Genomic DNA, 16309 nt, shown 5'->3' on the forward strand with positions numbered 1-16309 from the left:
GTCGCCATAAATGTTAATCATAAATCGTTGGGATCGGCTGACGTTTATGCTGAGTGCGTTTATAGATGCCAATTAATTTGTCTTCTACGCTCGAATCAACGGTTTTACCTTCTAAAAAGTCATCGATTTGATCATATGAAAGCCCAAGTGCGACTTCATCTTCAAGTTGCGGTTTATCATCTTCTAAATCCGCTGTTGGTGCTTTCTTAACAAGTACATCTGGCGCACCTAAAAAGCTCGCTAGCTGGCGTACTTGGCGTTTATTTAACCCAAATAATGGCGCTAAATCACAAGCGCCATCACCAAATTTGGTGTAAAAACCAGTAATATTTTCAGCGCTATGATCGGTACCAACCACTAGACCACCAGTAAGGCCAGCAATATGATACTGAGCAATCATTCGCATACGGGCTTTAACGTTACCACGAACAAAATCGAGATTGTCATTTTCAGCTACCGCGATCCCAGCATCCTCAAGCCCAGATACTGTAGCGTTATGCACACCAACCACACCATCAGCAATATTGACGGTCACTTGCTTTGAAGGCTGGATAAATTGACAAGCCAATTGCGCTTCATCTTCATCTTTTTGAACTTGATAAGGCAAGCGCACTGCTACGAATTGATAAACTTGCTCTGAATTTGATTCATTTAAGCTATCAACCGCTAATTGACATAATCTTCCCGTGACAGATGAGTCAACACCACCACTGATACCTAGCACTAAACAGCGAGCGTGCGCTTCAACTAATTTAGTTTTAAGAAAAGCCACTCGGCGCTCAACTTCATAAGCTGGTTCAATAGCCTTAAGTACTTTCATCTCTCTTAAGATTTGTCCCTTCACAATGCTCTCCAATTAGCTTTTAGAATTTGATTTAGTTGCCATTTTTATTAGCAGTTGTTCACTGACCAATAATTCTACTTACAACGAGGTAGTTGCCAGTTACCTCAACATCCTACTGAACTTTGTCTCATCAACCAAGTACATCTTGTGCTTATTTACATATTATCAATGCCAATAAAAAAGGCGACCATACTGCTATGGTCGCCTATTAAACAAATTTAAAAACGTTGTAAAACTGCAGAAATATTATCTTTCCCAGTATGACTCTTCTAAGCTATCTTCTCGTTCTGGAAGACCGCGAGACAATCTTGGGCTATGTTGTGCTAATACTTCATAAGCCACACGGTTAGCGTATTTACATACTTGCGAGAATGACGAATAACACAAACCATCACGCTGATGTTTACTTGAACCAGGTACATTGGTTTTATGGAAGGTATTCGCCGATAAATCATGCAGTAATGCAGCTAATGCGCCATCGCCTGCACCATTGGTATTTCTGATTAATTCAGGTCCGCCCATATAAGGAGAAATATGCGCAAATACTTTTATCGGCGTTTCACAATCTGCTTTTAATTTAGGACGTGAGAACTCGAAACGGTTAAATTCTGGAATGGCGCCCGGCAATAAAGTATGGCTCGTTGCACGTTTTTCAGAATCTTCAGTATAACCTGCAGTATATAAGCCTAACGGACCTGCTGTACAAAGTACCATATCAGCCCACTCTAGTGCTGCATCGCTCGCTAGTAACGGGTCACTAAAGCCTGTTAACGCTTCGCCTTCATCTTCATTCATCGCCAAAATAGTCACATTGTCACGAATGAAATCCTGCCACCATTTTGGATCTTCTTGAATTAAAAAGCGCGTACCTAATGTAAGCACTACTGGCACATCTGCCGCTTTAGCATACTCGATCGCTTGCATCGCAGCTGATGTCATGCCATCGCCTTCACTTGCACGCATTAAATACGCCGTGATCACTAAAGCTGAACTATTTTGCACCACGTCCTTATCGATATACTCAGGGGTGAGTTTATCCATTGAACCTTTACTAATCGCAAATGTTCTTTCGCCATCTTCAGAAATAAGGGTAAAACAACGGCCAATAGGGCCATCAACGGGTTGCAGGTAGTTTAAATCAACTTTCGAAGAAGTATTACATAGATAACGATATGCATAGCTACCAACCATGATATTTTGGCTCATCACGCCGAACAGTACTGAACGATCATCAGCCAATATGGAGTAGTTGTGAACTGTGTTGCCAATGGTGCCACCAGCAAACTCGTCACTGATCATCTCATTGTTTTTTAGCTCATGATAAAGCTCATGGGCTTGTTGGTCATCAATCAGGGTTGAATTCCCTTTTGGCAGACCATAACGGCTTAATAGCTCGTCTTCTACTTTAGCTTCAATATCTACCAAGGTTTGGTCGATACCACAAATATAAGTCGATACTGACTGCTCTTGTTGGGTTAACTGAGCCAGTAACGGATCTCTGTTATTTACCGGAAAATAATGCTTAGATTTGCGTTGACCAGGAAACTTCATCTTAAACTCTCTGAGTAGGCATCCGTGCTATAAAGGATAATGGATTGAAACGGCATTTTGCTTATTACCAAACGCTAATTTTAACACAAAAACAATCAACACCAAGATAGATATCTATCTTTGTTATATTTTGTGATGTTGATTTTATTTATGCCATAAAAAAGCCTGCAATGCAGGCTTTTTTATGAACAACAGCAATTGGATACCGTTGTTTAACACATAACGTAGGCGATTAACCTAGTAACTGTTTAACTTGCTCGCTTACAGCTGCAACAGTTTGTGTTCCATCATACTTAGTGTACTGAGTATTACCTTCAGCAGCCACTTTACCGTAGTACTCTACTAACGGTTTAGTTTGCTCGTGGTAAATACCTAAACGCTTACGTACTGTGGTTTCTTCATCATCAGGACGGATAGCTAAATCATCACCCGTCACATCATCTTTACCTTCCACTTTTGGTGGGTTGTAAACGAGGTGATAAACACGACCAGAACCAGAGTGAACACGACGGCCACTCATACGTTTAACGATTTCTTCGTCTGGTACATCAATTTCGATAACGTGATCAATTTCGATACCATTAGCAACCATCGCATCTGCTTGAGGAATTGTGCGTGGGAAACCGTCTAATAAGAAACCTTTAACACAATCATCTTGTGCAATGCGTTCTTTAACTAAACCAATAATTAGATCATCTGATACTAACTGGCCCGCATCCATCACTGATTTGGCTTCTAAGCCTAATGCTGTGCCAGCTTTAATTGCTGCACGAAGCATGTCACCAGTTGAGATCTGTGGGATACCGTACTGCTCCATAATAAACTGAGCTTGTGTACCTTTACCGGCACCAGGGGCACCCAATAGTATAATGCGCATCTCAAAAGTCCTCTTTATTGCTTTCATATTTTTAGGCCGCGATTCTCGCACATTTAACCTCTGTTTAGAAGGTTAAAAGCGAAAGAGTTAGACCAATATCTAATACGTCATGACGTACATAAAAGGGTTGCGTTTAATACAGTAAGCTATATAAACGACGGCGATACTGATTCGCTAAGGTGTTGCCTTGGCCTAACGCTGTAAGTATTTCCATAAACACTTGTTTGACTTTGCCATCAGCTGCCGACAAATCTTTTTGTAAAATCACAAATAAACTGTCTAGTGCTTCTTCACCGCGATTAGCTTGATTAAGCGCTTTGGCTAAATCAATTGAAAGGTCAGCATTGTCCGGTTGCTGCTCAAGGGCTTGTTGTAACTGACGAATTTCTGGAGTGTCAGCGGCATCTTCTGCCAAAGTCAGTTTCGCTTTAAGATTTTGATAATAACTGTCTTGATCGGCAAGGCCTATTGTTGCCAGCAGGGTTTTCGCTTCTGCTAATACCCCCAGTTGTAAATAGGTATCAACAAGATATAACCCAATCTCAGCTTTTTCACCTGAATCGGCGTAACCGCTTTTTAGTAGTGCTAACGCTTCTTCTAACTTTTCTTTAGTGACATTTTCGTCAGCTAAAATGGCTTTAGCGGCGTTCACATCTTGAACCCATAGTGCGGGTAAATGCTTATTTAATAGTTCATTAACTTGCTCGGCACTTTGAGTACCAGCAAAACCATCTATCGGTTGGCCTTTATTTAACACAAGGTGCGTCGGTAAACTTTGAATTTGAAAGTAGTTAGCAATTTCTAACTCAGCTTCGCAGTTCACTTTAGCGAGAATAAAGCGACCCGCTTGCTCGTTGGCAATTTGCTCCATCAGCTGCAGCATTTGCACACTTTCAGGCTGTTGCTGCGCCCAAAAAGACATAACAACAAAGTTATCCATTGAGGCATCAACAACCTGCTGAATGTTCTCTTTGGTTAAATTAATAATATGTTCCATCGTGGATCCTTGTTAGCTATCCTTCAAACCAGTATCACACTGGCTATAAATGAATGCTAATAAAAAGCGGACACTCGGTCCGCTTTTTTATAATGAAGAATGTTTACTTCAAGCTAGCAACTAGCATTTCATTGGTTAGCTTAATGAATGCAGATGGATCCGCTAAGCTGCCTTTTTCAGAAAGTTGTGCTTGCTGAAGCAACAAGTCAGCCCAGTTAGCAAATAACTGCTCATCTTGCTCATTGTTCAAACGCTCAACAAGAGGATGATGCGGGTTAATTTCAAACGTTGGTTTAGACTCAGGTACTGGCTGACCAGCTGATTGCATCAACTTGATCATTTGCGATGACATTTCACCTTCACCAGCAACAACACACGCAGGCGTATCAGTTAAACGAGACGTCACTTTAACGTCTGCAACTTTAGCGCCCAATGCTGTTTTCATACGCTCAACTAGCCCTTCAGCTTCACCAGCTAATTTTTCTTGAGCTTCTTTTTCAGCTGCATCTTCAAGTTCGCCAAGTTCTAAATCACCACGAGTTACTGAATGCAGTTTCTTATCTTTAAATTCAGTTAAATGGTTAATTAACCACTCATCGATGCGCTCTGACATTAACAGAACTTCAATGTCTTTCTTACGCAGCAATTCAAGGTGTGGACTGTTTGCTGCCGCTTCATGGCTGTCTGCAACGATGTAATAAATCTTGTCTTGACCTTCTTTCATACGGCTAATGTAGTCATCTAGCGATACGTCAGTGGCTGCAGTGTCATTGTGCGTTGAAGCAAAACGAAGTAAACCAGAGATGCGTTCGCGGTTAGCGAAATCTTCAGCTGGGCCTTCTTTTAATACTTGACCAAATTCAGCCCAAAATGTTTGATACTTCTCAGCATCATTTTTAGCCATTTTTTCAAGCATGCCTAATACACGCTTAGTCACGCCACCACGAAGTGCTTTGGTTACGCTGTTGTCTTGTAAAATTTCACGTGACACGTTTAATGGTAAATCGTTTGAGTCGATTAACCCTTTAACGAAACGTAAATAAGTCGGCATGAATTGTTCTGCGTCATCCATGATGAATACACGTTGAACAAATAATTTAAGACCGTTTTTCGCATCACGGTTAAACATATCCCACGGCGCTTTACTTGGGATATACAATAAGCTTGTGTACTCTTGCTTACCTTCAACGCGGTTATGAGACCAACTAGCAGCATCACCATAATCGTGCGAAATATGCTTGTAGAATTCTTGATACTCTTCATCAGAAATATCTGACTTGCTACGAGTCCAAAGCGCAGTGGCTTTGTTCATTGGCTTCCACTGACCTTCAGTGGCAGGAATCGCTTCACCGCCCTCTTCAGCCGCTTCAACCGCAGGTGTGCCTTCTTCAAACATTTCTACTGGTACTGAGATATGATCAGAATACTTAGTAATGATTGAACGTAAACGTGTATCGTCTGCGTATTCTTTTTCTTCATCACGTAAATGTAGAGTGATTTCAGTACCACGGCTGTTTTTAGTAATGGTATCGACAGTAAAGTCGCCTTCACCTTCTGATTCCCACACAACACCTTGGTTAACATCGGCGCCTGCTGCACGAGTACGAACAGTTACTTTGTCCGCAACGATAAATGCAGAGTAGAAACCTACACCGAACTGACCAATAAGTTGCGAATCTTTTGATTCTTCACCTGACAAGTTTTTGAAGAAATCAGCCGTACCTGATTTTGCAATCGTCCCTAAATGTTCAATCACACCATCACGTGTCATACCGATACCATTATCTTCAATCGTAACGGTGCCTTTTTCTTTATCGGTACTGATACGAACACGCAGTTCAGTATCGTCTTCAAATAAGGTGTTGTCGGTTAATGCAAGGTAACGCAACTTATCAGCCGCATCGGCCGCATTTGAAACTAGTTCACGTAAGAAAATTTCTTTATTTGAATATAAAGAATGGATCATCAGATGAAGAAGTTGTTTTACTTCGGTTTGAAAGCCATGTGTTTCTTGTTGAGACATGAAAATTTCCCTTGGTTTAACGTTAATACTGCAATTGCACTGAAACCGGTTAAGTTTTCAATGCAATTAAAATTCTTTGTTACCTAGGAAATGGGGCGTGAAAATGAATTTTCAAGGGGATTTTTTTCTCATGCCTAAAAAAAACGCAAAAAGGGCTAAATTAGCCCTTTAATATTCAGTTTTGACACGAAGCTGATAATTAGACCGTTCTTTAGGTAAGAATTAACTCTAGATTCAGGATATATTCACAGTTTTGAATTCAAACAATCAGCTTAGAAGTGTTAAATCAAAAGCATCAGTTTATAACGGAATACGACCATTAAATGATAAAGCCAGTGTGGTACTGTCGACATACTCAAGCTCTCCACCCACAGGAACACCATGGGCAATGCGGCTAATTACCACATTATGACGACGAGCAATATCAGCGATAAAGTGCGCAGTTGCGTCGCCTTCGACTGTTGGGTTAGTCGCTAAAATAAGTTCGGTCACATCTTCTGATGATAAATGCTTTTCAAGTAAAGCCAGACCTAACTCTTCTGGTCCGACGCCATCAAGAGGCGACAAATGGCCTAACAGGACAAAGTAACGCCCCATAAAATGGCCGCCAGCTTCGATAGCCAACACATCAGCAGGGGTTTCTACCACACAAATGGTTCCTGCAGTACCGCGTTTAGGGCTACTGCAAATAGGACATAAATCTTGTTCAGTAAAGGTTCTACAAGCCTGACAATGGCCAACTTCACTCATCGAACGCTCTAGCGCAGTGGCAAGCTTTTGCCCAGCTTTGCGGTTACGCTCTAATAATTGAAACGCCATACGTTGAGCAGACTTAGGCCCAACACCAGGTAAACAACGTAACGATTCAATTAACTCATCGACAAGAGGACTAAATTTCATAACCTAAAAACTGCCTTAGCAGTGCAAGTGCACTAAAAAATGGTATCAGCATCGATAATAAACATCGGCTGAAGAATGGGTGAATTATTATCGTAAGCGTTAAAGATTGCAAAGAGTATCTTGGCTAATGGCTTTAGAATTCGCCTTTATAAGACTCATTAATAAACTCACAGCCTGTTAATCAGCGGTTGAGCGATACCGAAAAACCTCCTCTAAGGGCAAATTAAACACCTCTGCAATTTTAAAGGCGACTTCCAGCGTGGGTGAATACTTATTTGACTCTATGGCCATCACGGTTTGTCTTGTAACACCAATTAATTCAGCTAATTGTTTCTGTGTCATTTCATCATGTAAAAAGCGTAAGGTGCGAATAGAGTTAGATATCCCTACCCCTGCATCATTTTTACCCATAAATATCACCCGTACGCCCTTTATATAATTGCACGCCATAATGAGCGAGTTCTGCGGTTAAAAAAGCCACCAGTAAGATATGCAGCGGCAAATGAGGAATCGTTTCAAACAGTATCGTCTCAGCCTGTTGTTCAATACCATATTGTACCATTGCCAGTACAACACCAACTTGTAAGATCATCGCAGAGTATTTATAACCGACTAAATTAATTTGCTTTTCACGTACATCCATAGGTTGATTAAGTTCATCATCGCTCACAAACGCTAAGGCGATATAACTGATGACCATCAGTACAACCGAATAAATGATCACCTCCAATAACACTCCAGAAATCCATACGGTTGAGGCCAATTCTTCAGCTGATGCATAATACATTCTGCTTAAGTAAATATAAAAAATATAACCCGTCACAATTAAATCCACTGACAGCGTCACTTCTCTAAAACTGGTTTCTTGCAACCACTGATGTACCTTTTGCAAATTACTCATGTTAACTATACCTCACTCCATGTAAAAAATATTTAACCTGCATATAATTTATGCTTACTTTCTAGTCGTGTCAAATATTTTTAACCTGAGGTACAGTATTGAATACTTAAGTTGGATCTCATATGACCTCAGTAGCCTGCCATACCTCAATGAGACTTCATCGGTAAATGACATTTTAAATCATTAAATTTTAAGAAAAATATCTTAAAAAATATAATGTAAAACAAATAAAACAGATGGGTAAAAACGAATAAAGGGAATGATGGTGAGTAAATCTTATTGAGTGGCGAGATGGCTTACGTCACAGAAGACAGAGAACCCAGATGGCAAAATCACAGGGGCTAAAACCACAGGGCTAGCATCACAGAGCATATTAAGTAGAGAGTCCCGCTGCAGGGGCTCTCTGCTTCAAGCACTTAGCACTTAGCACTTAGCACTTAGCACTTAGCACTTAGCACTTAATAAAATCAGTTAAACGAGTTTTATGAGTGAAATGACTTACGCTAGTGCGACATTATTCGTAGATTGGGGCATCATACTCATAGCCTTCATCGGTGTATGCAGTAACGATAGCATCGTCAACCAACCCCGTTTCAGCCTTAACTTGAGTTTCAAAGAAATGTTGAATTTGCTTCCTACGACCATGTGCGGACCATGAATCTGCATTATCCCAAATTTCATTAAAAACGATTGGGTATTCATTTCGACTTGCACTTGAATGATCGATTTGTCGAGTAAGCATGTATTGAATACAACCTTCTTCACGATATGAGTCAGGCTCAAGCGCTTTCAGTATTTCAAATAATTCAGCTTCCTTACCCGCTTTCGGCTTAAACTGAGCCAATACATATACACGACTTGTCATTATATTCCCCTACATTCCAATTGGTTACTTCCGATGCTAGTACAGTACCTTACAATGCATTATTAACACAACTCGCTATAAGTCATCGCACACTAGCACATATAAAAAATGTATATAAAAGTACAATGATATTTGTGAAGATTTATACATATAACCGACCGCTGCACACCTCGAAGACAACCAAGGGTTTCTTTATATTATAAATTTAATCGTCTGCTATGTTTTAACTTTAGTTGTTAAACCAAACTTAAATGGGGAACGTATTAGAAATAAACAATGAATCATCAGGTGAACCACATGTTGTCAATATTCAAACGTGACCCATTAAAGAAGCTCAATAAAGCCTATGAAATCAAGCTTGAACAAGCGATGCATGCCCAAAGGAAGGGAGATATTAAATCCTATTCAATGATCACAGCTGAAGCTGAATTAATTGCAGATGAAATACAGGCGCTTGAGAACACATCGAACACTTAACGCCGCTTTAAGCGAAAATGCCCAAGTTATTATCCTTTTATCTAAACACCTATTATTTAAACACTTATTATCTAAACTTATTAAAATGGGCAACCATTATGCTGGCACTCAACGTACACAGGGGGCATTGTAAAAGATGGTTGAAATCAGCTTCTAACAAAAAGCCCAAGTCGATGACTTGGGCTTTTAATTGATTCAACAATCTAGCTTAGCTAAATGCTTAGCCAGTAATTTGTTGTCTTAGAATGGCATTTTCATTCCTGGCGGTAATTGCATACCACCGGTGACTTCTGCCATTTTAGTCTTTTGATTTTCTTCGATGCGACGTGCTGCGTCGTTGAATGCTGCAGCAATAAGGTCTTCCAACATCTCTTTGTCATCTTCCATCAAGCTTGGATCGATATCCACTTTACGGATGTTGTGTGCACCAGTCATAGTGACTTTAACTAAACCTGCACCCGCTTCACCAGTCATTTCTGATTGAGCGATCTCTTCTTGCATTTTAGCCATTTTGTCTTGCATCTGTTGGGCTTGTTTCATTAAGTTGCCCATACCGCCTTTTCCAAACATAGTCTTTTCTCTTAATTAGGTTATTAGCAAGCAGCCAAAGTGGGGCTAATCTTACTGAAAAAAAATAAATTGGCAATAAGTCTCAGTTTATTGCTATCAAACTTTTGAAGCTGCTACCGCTTTAGCCCATTTAATGTGCAACTAAAGCTGGAATTTGTTGACCAATGGCCTGTAATTTCTCTGCGGGATACACCAGGGTATCCGGATTTAACTGCGCAGCCAATCGTGTGAACATCCATTGTACTTTGTCATCATTAATTAAAGCGTAATTTGCATTAGCTAATAATTCACGATGGAATCTTTTTCTTAATTCTAGGGGCGTTTCATGTTTTCTGTCTAAACCGACTGTCACTTCAACAGTTGTTGGCTCACCAAAATGCTCTGTTAACGCAATCTGTAATTGGTCAATAGCCACATTTGCTGCTAGATGCTTCTGATCAGGCTTTAACAATAACGGAATGGGATTATCTAAGCGCTGACAAACAGAATTGACCGCTAATTGTCTTACACGACCGCCAATACTCAGCGATGCCATCACTTTATACCAATGTAAGTCTAGCTCATCACCAGATATATCGTGCTCACCGTTTACCGCCAGTGCCGTTGAAGGCTGTGTATCCTTTGTGGCAGTAGGTACTAATGATTGAGGTGCTAATGACTGAGGTGCTGCAGTCGTTGCAGAAACTGTCTCAGATTGACCATGTCCTACTGGTTCGACGTGATTCGTAGCAGAATGTGCCTCACCACTCGAACTTGTATCACTATTAAGGGCAACTTGCTCAGTATCTTGAGCATTGTCAGTGATGCTTTCTTTTGTTAATAAGGCTTGAGCCATAGGCGGCTCAATCGCCCCTTCTGGTTTAACCCACGGCGCTTTATCGTTTTCATTATTAACAGAGTCAACAGCACTATCAACCGACGTTTTTGCCTGATTGCTGTCACCTATATCAGATGACTCAATTGTTGCATTTCCTTCTGCGGCATTTTTACTGCGTGGTGCGGGTACCTTTATACTAGGACTCGCTGCCGCCTGTTGCTTTTTTGCTTGCTCACCTTCTGTTGCCAGTGAGTTTACGTCAGCTTTTAATGAATCATTGGTGGCCAACACGGCATCAAGCAAAGCATCTAAATCTGCCGTTTCTTCCGCCGTTGGCTCTGGTGTGGGGTTTGGTGCTGCTTCAGATGCTGTTTCTGAAATAACGGCCGCGTTAGTTTCAACAGCTCGCGTTTGTTGCGAGTTCGCTGTTAATGAAGCATCGGTATACTGACTGTCAGAGAAAGCACTCATATCATCATGCTGATAATCATCCATTGAGCCTTCAGCGCTTGCTTGCGCAAATTGCTCATAAGCATCCATCGGCATGCCATCATGGTCATTTGATGGTAACTGAGGCTGCGACTCTGGTGTTTGCATCTCTTGTACCGGTACTTGATTTGTTACTTGTTCAGTCTTCGACTCTACTTCTTGCTCAGGCTTTTGTTCGGGCTTTTGCTCAAGCTTTTGTTGAGTGACTGCTTGTTGCTCAAAGCCTAAACTGCTGGCTTGGCTTAACAATATGGCTTGTTCAGCCGCAAGCGCTGCATCAGACTTATCTTCTGTTGCAGGAGCATCAGCTGATTGAGCCATTAACTCAGGTTTTGGTTTAAGTTCTGGTTTAAGTTCCTGTTTAAGCTCTGGTTTAAGCTCTGGTTTAAGCTCTGGTTTTGGTGTTAGTTCTGGTTCTGACTTTGGTTTAAGTTCAGGCTTAACTTCCGCTGTCGCAACTGATTTAATCGCTGATGCAGCAATTGTTTCGGCGCTAGGTGCTGCAGGCAAACTTATTTGCGCGGCATCATCTGTATGCCAACGCTTTACTGGTTTTTCAGGTACAAAGGCAATTGCGCGCAGCAATGCCATTTCTAACCCTGATTTAGGGTCAGGTGCAAACGCCAGTTCTTTGCGGCCAGTTAACAATAATTGATAGTAGAGCTGAACTTGCTCAGGCGTTAATTGCTCAGCAAAAGCTAAAATATGTTCGCTGTATAATGATTGCTGCGCTGCAGCGGGGGCGAACTGGCTCAAGGTTATCTGATGCAATAGCTCTAATAAGCTGCGTAACACTTCGTCGGCATCTGCGCCAAAACTTAGAACCTGCTGAATGGTCTGCATCAAATTGGCGACATCTGCATCACATAGCGCTTTTAATAGTGCCAGCACTTGCTGCGCATCAATACTGCCCAACATAGATTGAACTTGTTGATGCATTACTTGGCCACTGCCAAATGCGATTGCTTGATCCGTTAGGCTTAATGCATCTCGCATACTGCCGTTCGCAGCTTTAGCCAGTAAGTCTAGTGCTTGAGGTTCGTACTCTAATTGCTCTTGAGTCAAGATGAAGTCTAATTGCTTAGCAATTTCATCTTGAGAAAGGCTTTTTAAATTAAACTGCAAACAGCGAGATAATACCGTAACAGGTAGTTTTTGCGGGTCAGTTGTGGCCAGTAAAAACTTCACATGCTCTGGCGGCTCTTCAAGCGTTTTAAGCAAAGCATTAAAACTGCTGCGAGAGAGCATGTGTACTTCATCGATAAGATACACCTTGAAACGTCCACGTGAAGGCTTGTACTGTACATTGTCCAGTAATTCACGGGTGTCATCCACTTTGGTACGCGACGCTGCATCGACTTCAATTAAGTCGACAAAACGCCCTTGGGCAATTTCAACACAACTAGAACATACACCACAAGGCGTTGATGTTACGCCTTGTTCACAGTTTAATCCTTTAGCAAATAGCCGAGCTAAACTGGTTTTACCGACACCTCGAGTGCCGGTAAATAAGTATGCGTGATGTAAGCGCTGCTGAGTTAATGCATTTGTTAGAGCTAATAAGACGTGTGATTGTCCTACCATTTCTTCAAATTTTGCAGGGCGCCACTTACGGGCTAACACCTGATAAGACATGGAATTCCCCAAGCTTTAATAAAACGGGATGATTACGATTAATTTTACCCGAAAATAAAAATAACAATAACATGCAAGTGATTCAGGCGCTATTGATACACTATTTGCTGGGTGGGTTTGGCGAAGTATTATACCAATTCCATCAAATCGAATCGGAACCTTGAACAGCGTGATGGGTTTAATCTGAAGAGTTTCAACTTATTCGTTAATCGTTGCGATAGTCAATGCCATAACCGATGTAACAAATAGAGCAAGCAGAGCAATGTTCAACACTGCCCTGCCCAGTAGAGTGCTAAAGAGGTTTACTCGCCCTCAAACTCACATAAGGTTAGGATATCGATACCTAACGCTTCGATACGTTTCTCGCCGCCAATATCAGGCAGTGAGATAACAAATGCAGCATGAGCAACATCGCCACCCAGTTCACGAATTAACTTTACAGTAGCTTCGATAGTGCCGCCAGTTGCAAGCAAATCATCAACTACAAGTACTTTATCACCTGGTTTGATGGCATCAACGTGGATTTCTAATGTGTCTTTGCCGTATTCAAGATCATAGGTTTGCGAAATCGTCTTTCTTGGTAGTTTGCCTGGCTTACGTACAGGAACGAAGCCAATACCCAGTTCCAATGCTAATGGTGCACCAAATAAGAAGCCACGCGCTTCAGTGCCAACCACTTTGGTAAATCCAAGCGACTTATAGTGTTCAACAAATAATGCGATGGTCGCTTTATAAGCCTCTGCATCTTCTAATAAGCTGGTGACATCGCGAAACATAATGCCTGGAATTGGATAATCAGGAATGGCTTTAATGCTGTCTTTGATTAACGCTAAGCTGGTTGGATTCATAGTCATATTGATTCGTCTATTTAAAAAGGAATGGATTAATAGCCATGGTGCAATTCTGATTAAACTGAATTTGCAAATATAGTATCTGGCATATCACTCGATTTGGCTGATAGTAAGCATGTTTGAGAAGAGTTGCAACTAACGAGCAAAATACCAGCAACTTTTAATCTAACTCTGGGATCTGCCACATAAAAAGCAATAGCACACATAACATACAAACCAACATGATTTGTACCCACAATAATGGCACGATAGCAATACTGACGACGAAACTTAACGTTGTCATAATCATGGCTTTGCGCTTTAACTTTTTATTTATTGATCGTTTGTTTTGCCAGTCATTCAAACCTTGAGAAAACCATGGATGGGTCATTAACCAATGATGAAGTCTGTCACTTGAGCGTGCAAAACAATATGCCGCAAGCAAGATAAAAGGCACTGTGGGTAGCAATGGCACGACAATACCAATTGTACCTAGCGTTACGCTGGTTAAACCAACAATCACAAAAAAGCCGCGCTTTAACGACATATCTCTCCAGGGCCAAATCAAAAAAACCATTCAATAGAATGGTTTTTGGGTAACCGATACTATCAAAAATAGTCCGGTATAATAACTGAGATTGGCAGTTAAATTAAGCCTGCAAGTCTCAAAGCTGAAATAGAAGCTGGTAATGTTGGTAATAGCAAAACAAGGATAAAACCAATAAAATACAAAATGTTAAATGGGTCTTTAAACGGCTGACTCATGTTATTAGATTCCTAAGAGTATTGTTAACCACCTTCTGGCAGCGTGAACTGGATCACAAAATTCGCGCTATTGTAAGTAAAAAGGTCGTCAATAAAAACCACAAAATAACTGTGTCATTTATTCTGCTTTATCTAGATTATTTATCGTGCAAATAATGCCCTTTTCTGCCAATTGCTGTAGCATCTGCAAGCAACCATTTGATAAGGCTTCACTGCTCATTTGCGGGTAGGAAGTTTGTAACCAACCAATAATATCACTCAAGTAGCAATTATCGGTTTGACTGATAAAACCGAGGACTTGGGCCGTAAGCGGGTTTAATTGTAAAAATACCACTTCATCATCAACATCTCGATATACGCAAAAACTGTATGCTTGTTCACTGGGCTCTGTTGGTTGGTAATCAACACTAATATGCTGCACTTCATAGTGATACTGAGTCACAGTAGCCTTAGAAGATAAGCTTAGGGGCAACTCCGTTAGCATTTCAGCTGATAGAGCTTGCTCGTTTTCATTATCAAATACGGTGGCAATGTATAACTCTAACCATTCATAATGCGCCAACTCCACCATAAAAGGTGGATCGTAATCTACCGTTTGATAACTGGTTTGTAGAAACGCAATAAACTCTTGAGATATTTCGATGAATATCGGTGTTTTACAATCAAAACTAACAAAAAATGCCTGTATAAGCTTACGCCATGCGTCATCAGTATAAAGTGACTTTAAAACTGGAAACGCACCAGAGACAAAGCCATCAACATTATTGAAAAAAAGTTCTCTGTATACTGTCATCCGCTCTAACGTCATCCCATCTGGTAATGGGTTACTAGAGTCGCGAATGTAATCCATAAAGGATTGTTGAGTGTCAATAAAGTTCATTATGCACTCCTGATCTTTGTTGCAGTTAACGCTTGCTGCTGATATTGATGGATTTGATTAATCTCAAGCAATAACTCTGGTGTTTTAGGGATGTTAAAGTCTCGCTCTAATAATGTCGGAAATACCCCATGCAACTGGTAACTTTGTTGTAAAAGGGCCCATACAGGATCGATAACATCTGCGCCGTGAGTATCCACCATCAATTCAGGTGTTTCTTCATAATGACCTGCAATGTGCATGTATTCGATACGATCAGTTGGCATTGACGCTAAAAATTGTGCAGCGTCATATTGGTGATTAATGGAGTTCACATAGATGTTATTGACATCGAGTAGTAATTTACAGTCCGCCTCAGTAAGCACCGCATTAACAAACTCTTGTTCAGTCATCTGCGCACCAGGCGCTGCGTAAAAAGAAACATTTTCAAGAATAAAAGGCCGTTCTAAAATATCTTCAACTTGCTTAATTCTTTTGGCTACGTAACTTACCGCTTCTTCTGTAAACGGGATTGGCATCAAATCATACATATGGCCCGTACCAGAACAGTAGCTAAGATGTTCTGAGTAAATATTGATTTGATGTAAGTCGAGAAAGGCTTTGATGTTTTTAACGAAATCAGTATCAAGCTTTTCAGGGCTACCAATTGATAAAGAAAGTCCATGACAAAAAAACTCGTGCTGTTCAGTTAACTGCCTAAACTGTTTGCCAAATTTGCCACCTAGAGTCATCCAATTTTCAGGTGCGACTTCAAAGAAGTTGATTTCATCAGGTACTTGCTGACAAAACTCATCAAGCATCTCTCGGCGTAAACCCAGTCCCACTGTTGCTTGCTTTGCCATTACAACACTCCATTTATGACTTTTTATCAATTAAAAAGGCCTGCATAAC

Annotated in this window: 16 protein-coding genes; 1 reads left to right on the plus strand and 15 read right to left on the minus strand. The window is 40.8% G+C overall.

Features of this window, described 5'->3' with window-relative positions:
- Positions 1 to 13: 13 nt before the first annotated feature.
- From nadE to AB4153_RS10515, 9 genes are all read right to left on the minus strand, one after another.
- Positions 14 to 844: an ammonia-dependent NAD(+) synthetase gene (nadE, locus tag AB4153_RS10475; RefSeq protein ID WP_229368815.1), complete on the minus strand. Its 831-nt coding sequence runs from the start codon at positions 842 to 844 to the stop codon at positions 14 to 16.
- A 246-nt stretch (positions 845 to 1090) separates the two neighbouring features.
- Positions 1091 to 2395 (minus strand): inosine/guanosine kinase, encoded by a 1305-nt coding sequence (locus AB4153_RS10480; RefSeq protein ID WP_248954788.1) that lies wholly within the window; start codon positions 2393 to 2395, stop codon positions 1091 to 1093.
- A 232-nt stretch (positions 2396 to 2627) separates the two neighbouring features.
- Positions 2628 to 3272, minus strand: coding sequence for an adenylate kinase (adk, locus tag AB4153_RS10485; protein ID WP_102528409.1), 645 nt, complete (start codon positions 3270 to 3272; stop codon positions 2628 to 2630).
- A 133-nt stretch (positions 3273 to 3405) separates the two neighbouring features.
- On the minus strand, positions 3406 to 4269 hold the full coding sequence (locus tag AB4153_RS10490; protein WP_371997334.1) for a co-chaperone YbbN: 864 nt from the start codon (positions 4267 to 4269) through the stop codon (positions 3406 to 3408).
- Positions 4270 to 4372: 103 nt separating this feature from the next.
- Positions 4373 to 6292: a molecular chaperone HtpG gene (gene htpG / locus AB4153_RS10495; RefSeq protein WP_371997335.1), complete on the minus strand. Its 1920-nt coding sequence runs from the start codon at positions 6290 to 6292 to the stop codon at positions 4373 to 4375.
- Positions 6293 to 6592: 300 nt separating this feature from the next.
- A complete protein-coding gene (gene recR, locus AB4153_RS10500) occupies positions 6593 to 7192 on the minus strand; it encodes a recombination mediator RecR (protein ID WP_102528412.1) in 600 nt (199 codons plus the stop codon).
- 177 nt (positions 7193 to 7369) lie between these two features.
- Entirely contained in the window at positions 7370 to 7603 is a 234-nt protein-coding gene (locus AB4153_RS10505; RefSeq protein ID WP_102528413.1) for a helix-turn-helix transcriptional regulator, read from the minus strand.
- Complete coding sequence (locus AB4153_RS10510) at positions 7596 to 8093, minus strand: hypothetical protein (RefSeq protein ID WP_102528414.1); 498 nt, start codon at positions 8091 to 8093, stop codon at positions 7596 to 7598. Before AB4153_RS10510 ends, AB4153_RS10505 begins: the two co-directional genes overlap by 8 nt.
- Positions 8094 to 8607: 514 nt before the next feature.
- Positions 8608 to 8958: a putative quinol monooxygenase gene (locus AB4153_RS10515; RefSeq protein ID WP_102528415.1), complete on the minus strand. Its 351-nt coding sequence runs from the start codon at positions 8956 to 8958 to the stop codon at positions 8608 to 8610.
- Between the two features lie 297 nt (positions 8959 to 9255).
- Between AB4153_RS10515 and AB4153_RS10520 the strand changes: the two genes are divergently transcribed.
- A complete protein-coding gene (locus AB4153_RS10520) occupies positions 9256 to 9435 on the plus strand; it encodes a DUF6435 family protein (RefSeq protein ID WP_229368820.1) in 180 nt (59 codons plus the stop codon).
- A 240-nt stretch (positions 9436 to 9675) separates the two neighbouring features.
- On the opposite strand, the gene AB4153_RS10525 is transcribed toward AB4153_RS10520, so the two are convergent.
- The 6 genes from AB4153_RS10525 to AB4153_RS10550 all read right to left on the minus strand — a co-directional run bounded on the left by AB4153_RS10525 (position 9676) and on the right by AB4153_RS10550 (position 16260).
- Complete coding sequence (locus AB4153_RS10525) at positions 9676 to 10005, minus strand: YbaB/EbfC family nucleoid-associated protein (protein ID WP_102528417.1); 330 nt, start codon at positions 10003 to 10005, stop codon at positions 9676 to 9678.
- Between the two features lie 130 nt (positions 10006 to 10135).
- The gene (gene dnaX, locus AB4153_RS10530; protein ID WP_371997337.1) at positions 10136 to 12946 is read right to left on the minus strand and encodes a DNA polymerase III subunit gamma/tau; all 2811 of its coding nucleotides are present in this window, start codon (positions 12944 to 12946) and stop codon (positions 10136 to 10138) included.
- Between the two features lie 302 nt (positions 12947 to 13248).
- Positions 13249 to 13800 carry an adenine phosphoribosyltransferase gene (gene apt, locus AB4153_RS10535; protein WP_198589576.1) on the minus strand — a complete coding sequence of 184 codons (552 nt, stop codon included), beginning with the start codon at positions 13798 to 13800 and terminating at the stop codon, positions 13249 to 13251.
- 157 nt (positions 13801 to 13957) lie between these two features.
- Positions 13958 to 14323, minus strand: a complete 366-nt coding sequence (locus AB4153_RS10540) for a YbaN family protein (protein ID WP_102528419.1) — start codon at positions 14321 to 14323, stop codon at positions 13958 to 13960.
- Between the two features lie 336 nt (positions 14324 to 14659).
- Entirely contained in the window at positions 14660 to 15421 is a 762-nt protein-coding gene (locus AB4153_RS10545; RefSeq protein ID WP_371997339.1) for a DUF2063 domain-containing protein, read from the minus strand.
- A complete protein-coding gene (locus AB4153_RS10550) occupies positions 15421 to 16260 on the minus strand; it encodes a DUF692 domain-containing protein (RefSeq protein ID WP_371997341.1) in 840 nt (279 codons plus the stop codon). The genes AB4153_RS10545 and AB4153_RS10550 overlap by 1 nt, the downstream gene beginning before the upstream one ends.
- Positions 16261 to 16309: the final 49 nt, after the last annotated feature.

Source organism: Shewanella sp. 10N.286.52.E4, assembly GCF_041468785.1.
GTDB lineage: Bacteria > Pseudomonadota > Gammaproteobacteria > Enterobacterales > Shewanellaceae > Shewanella > Shewanella electrodiphila.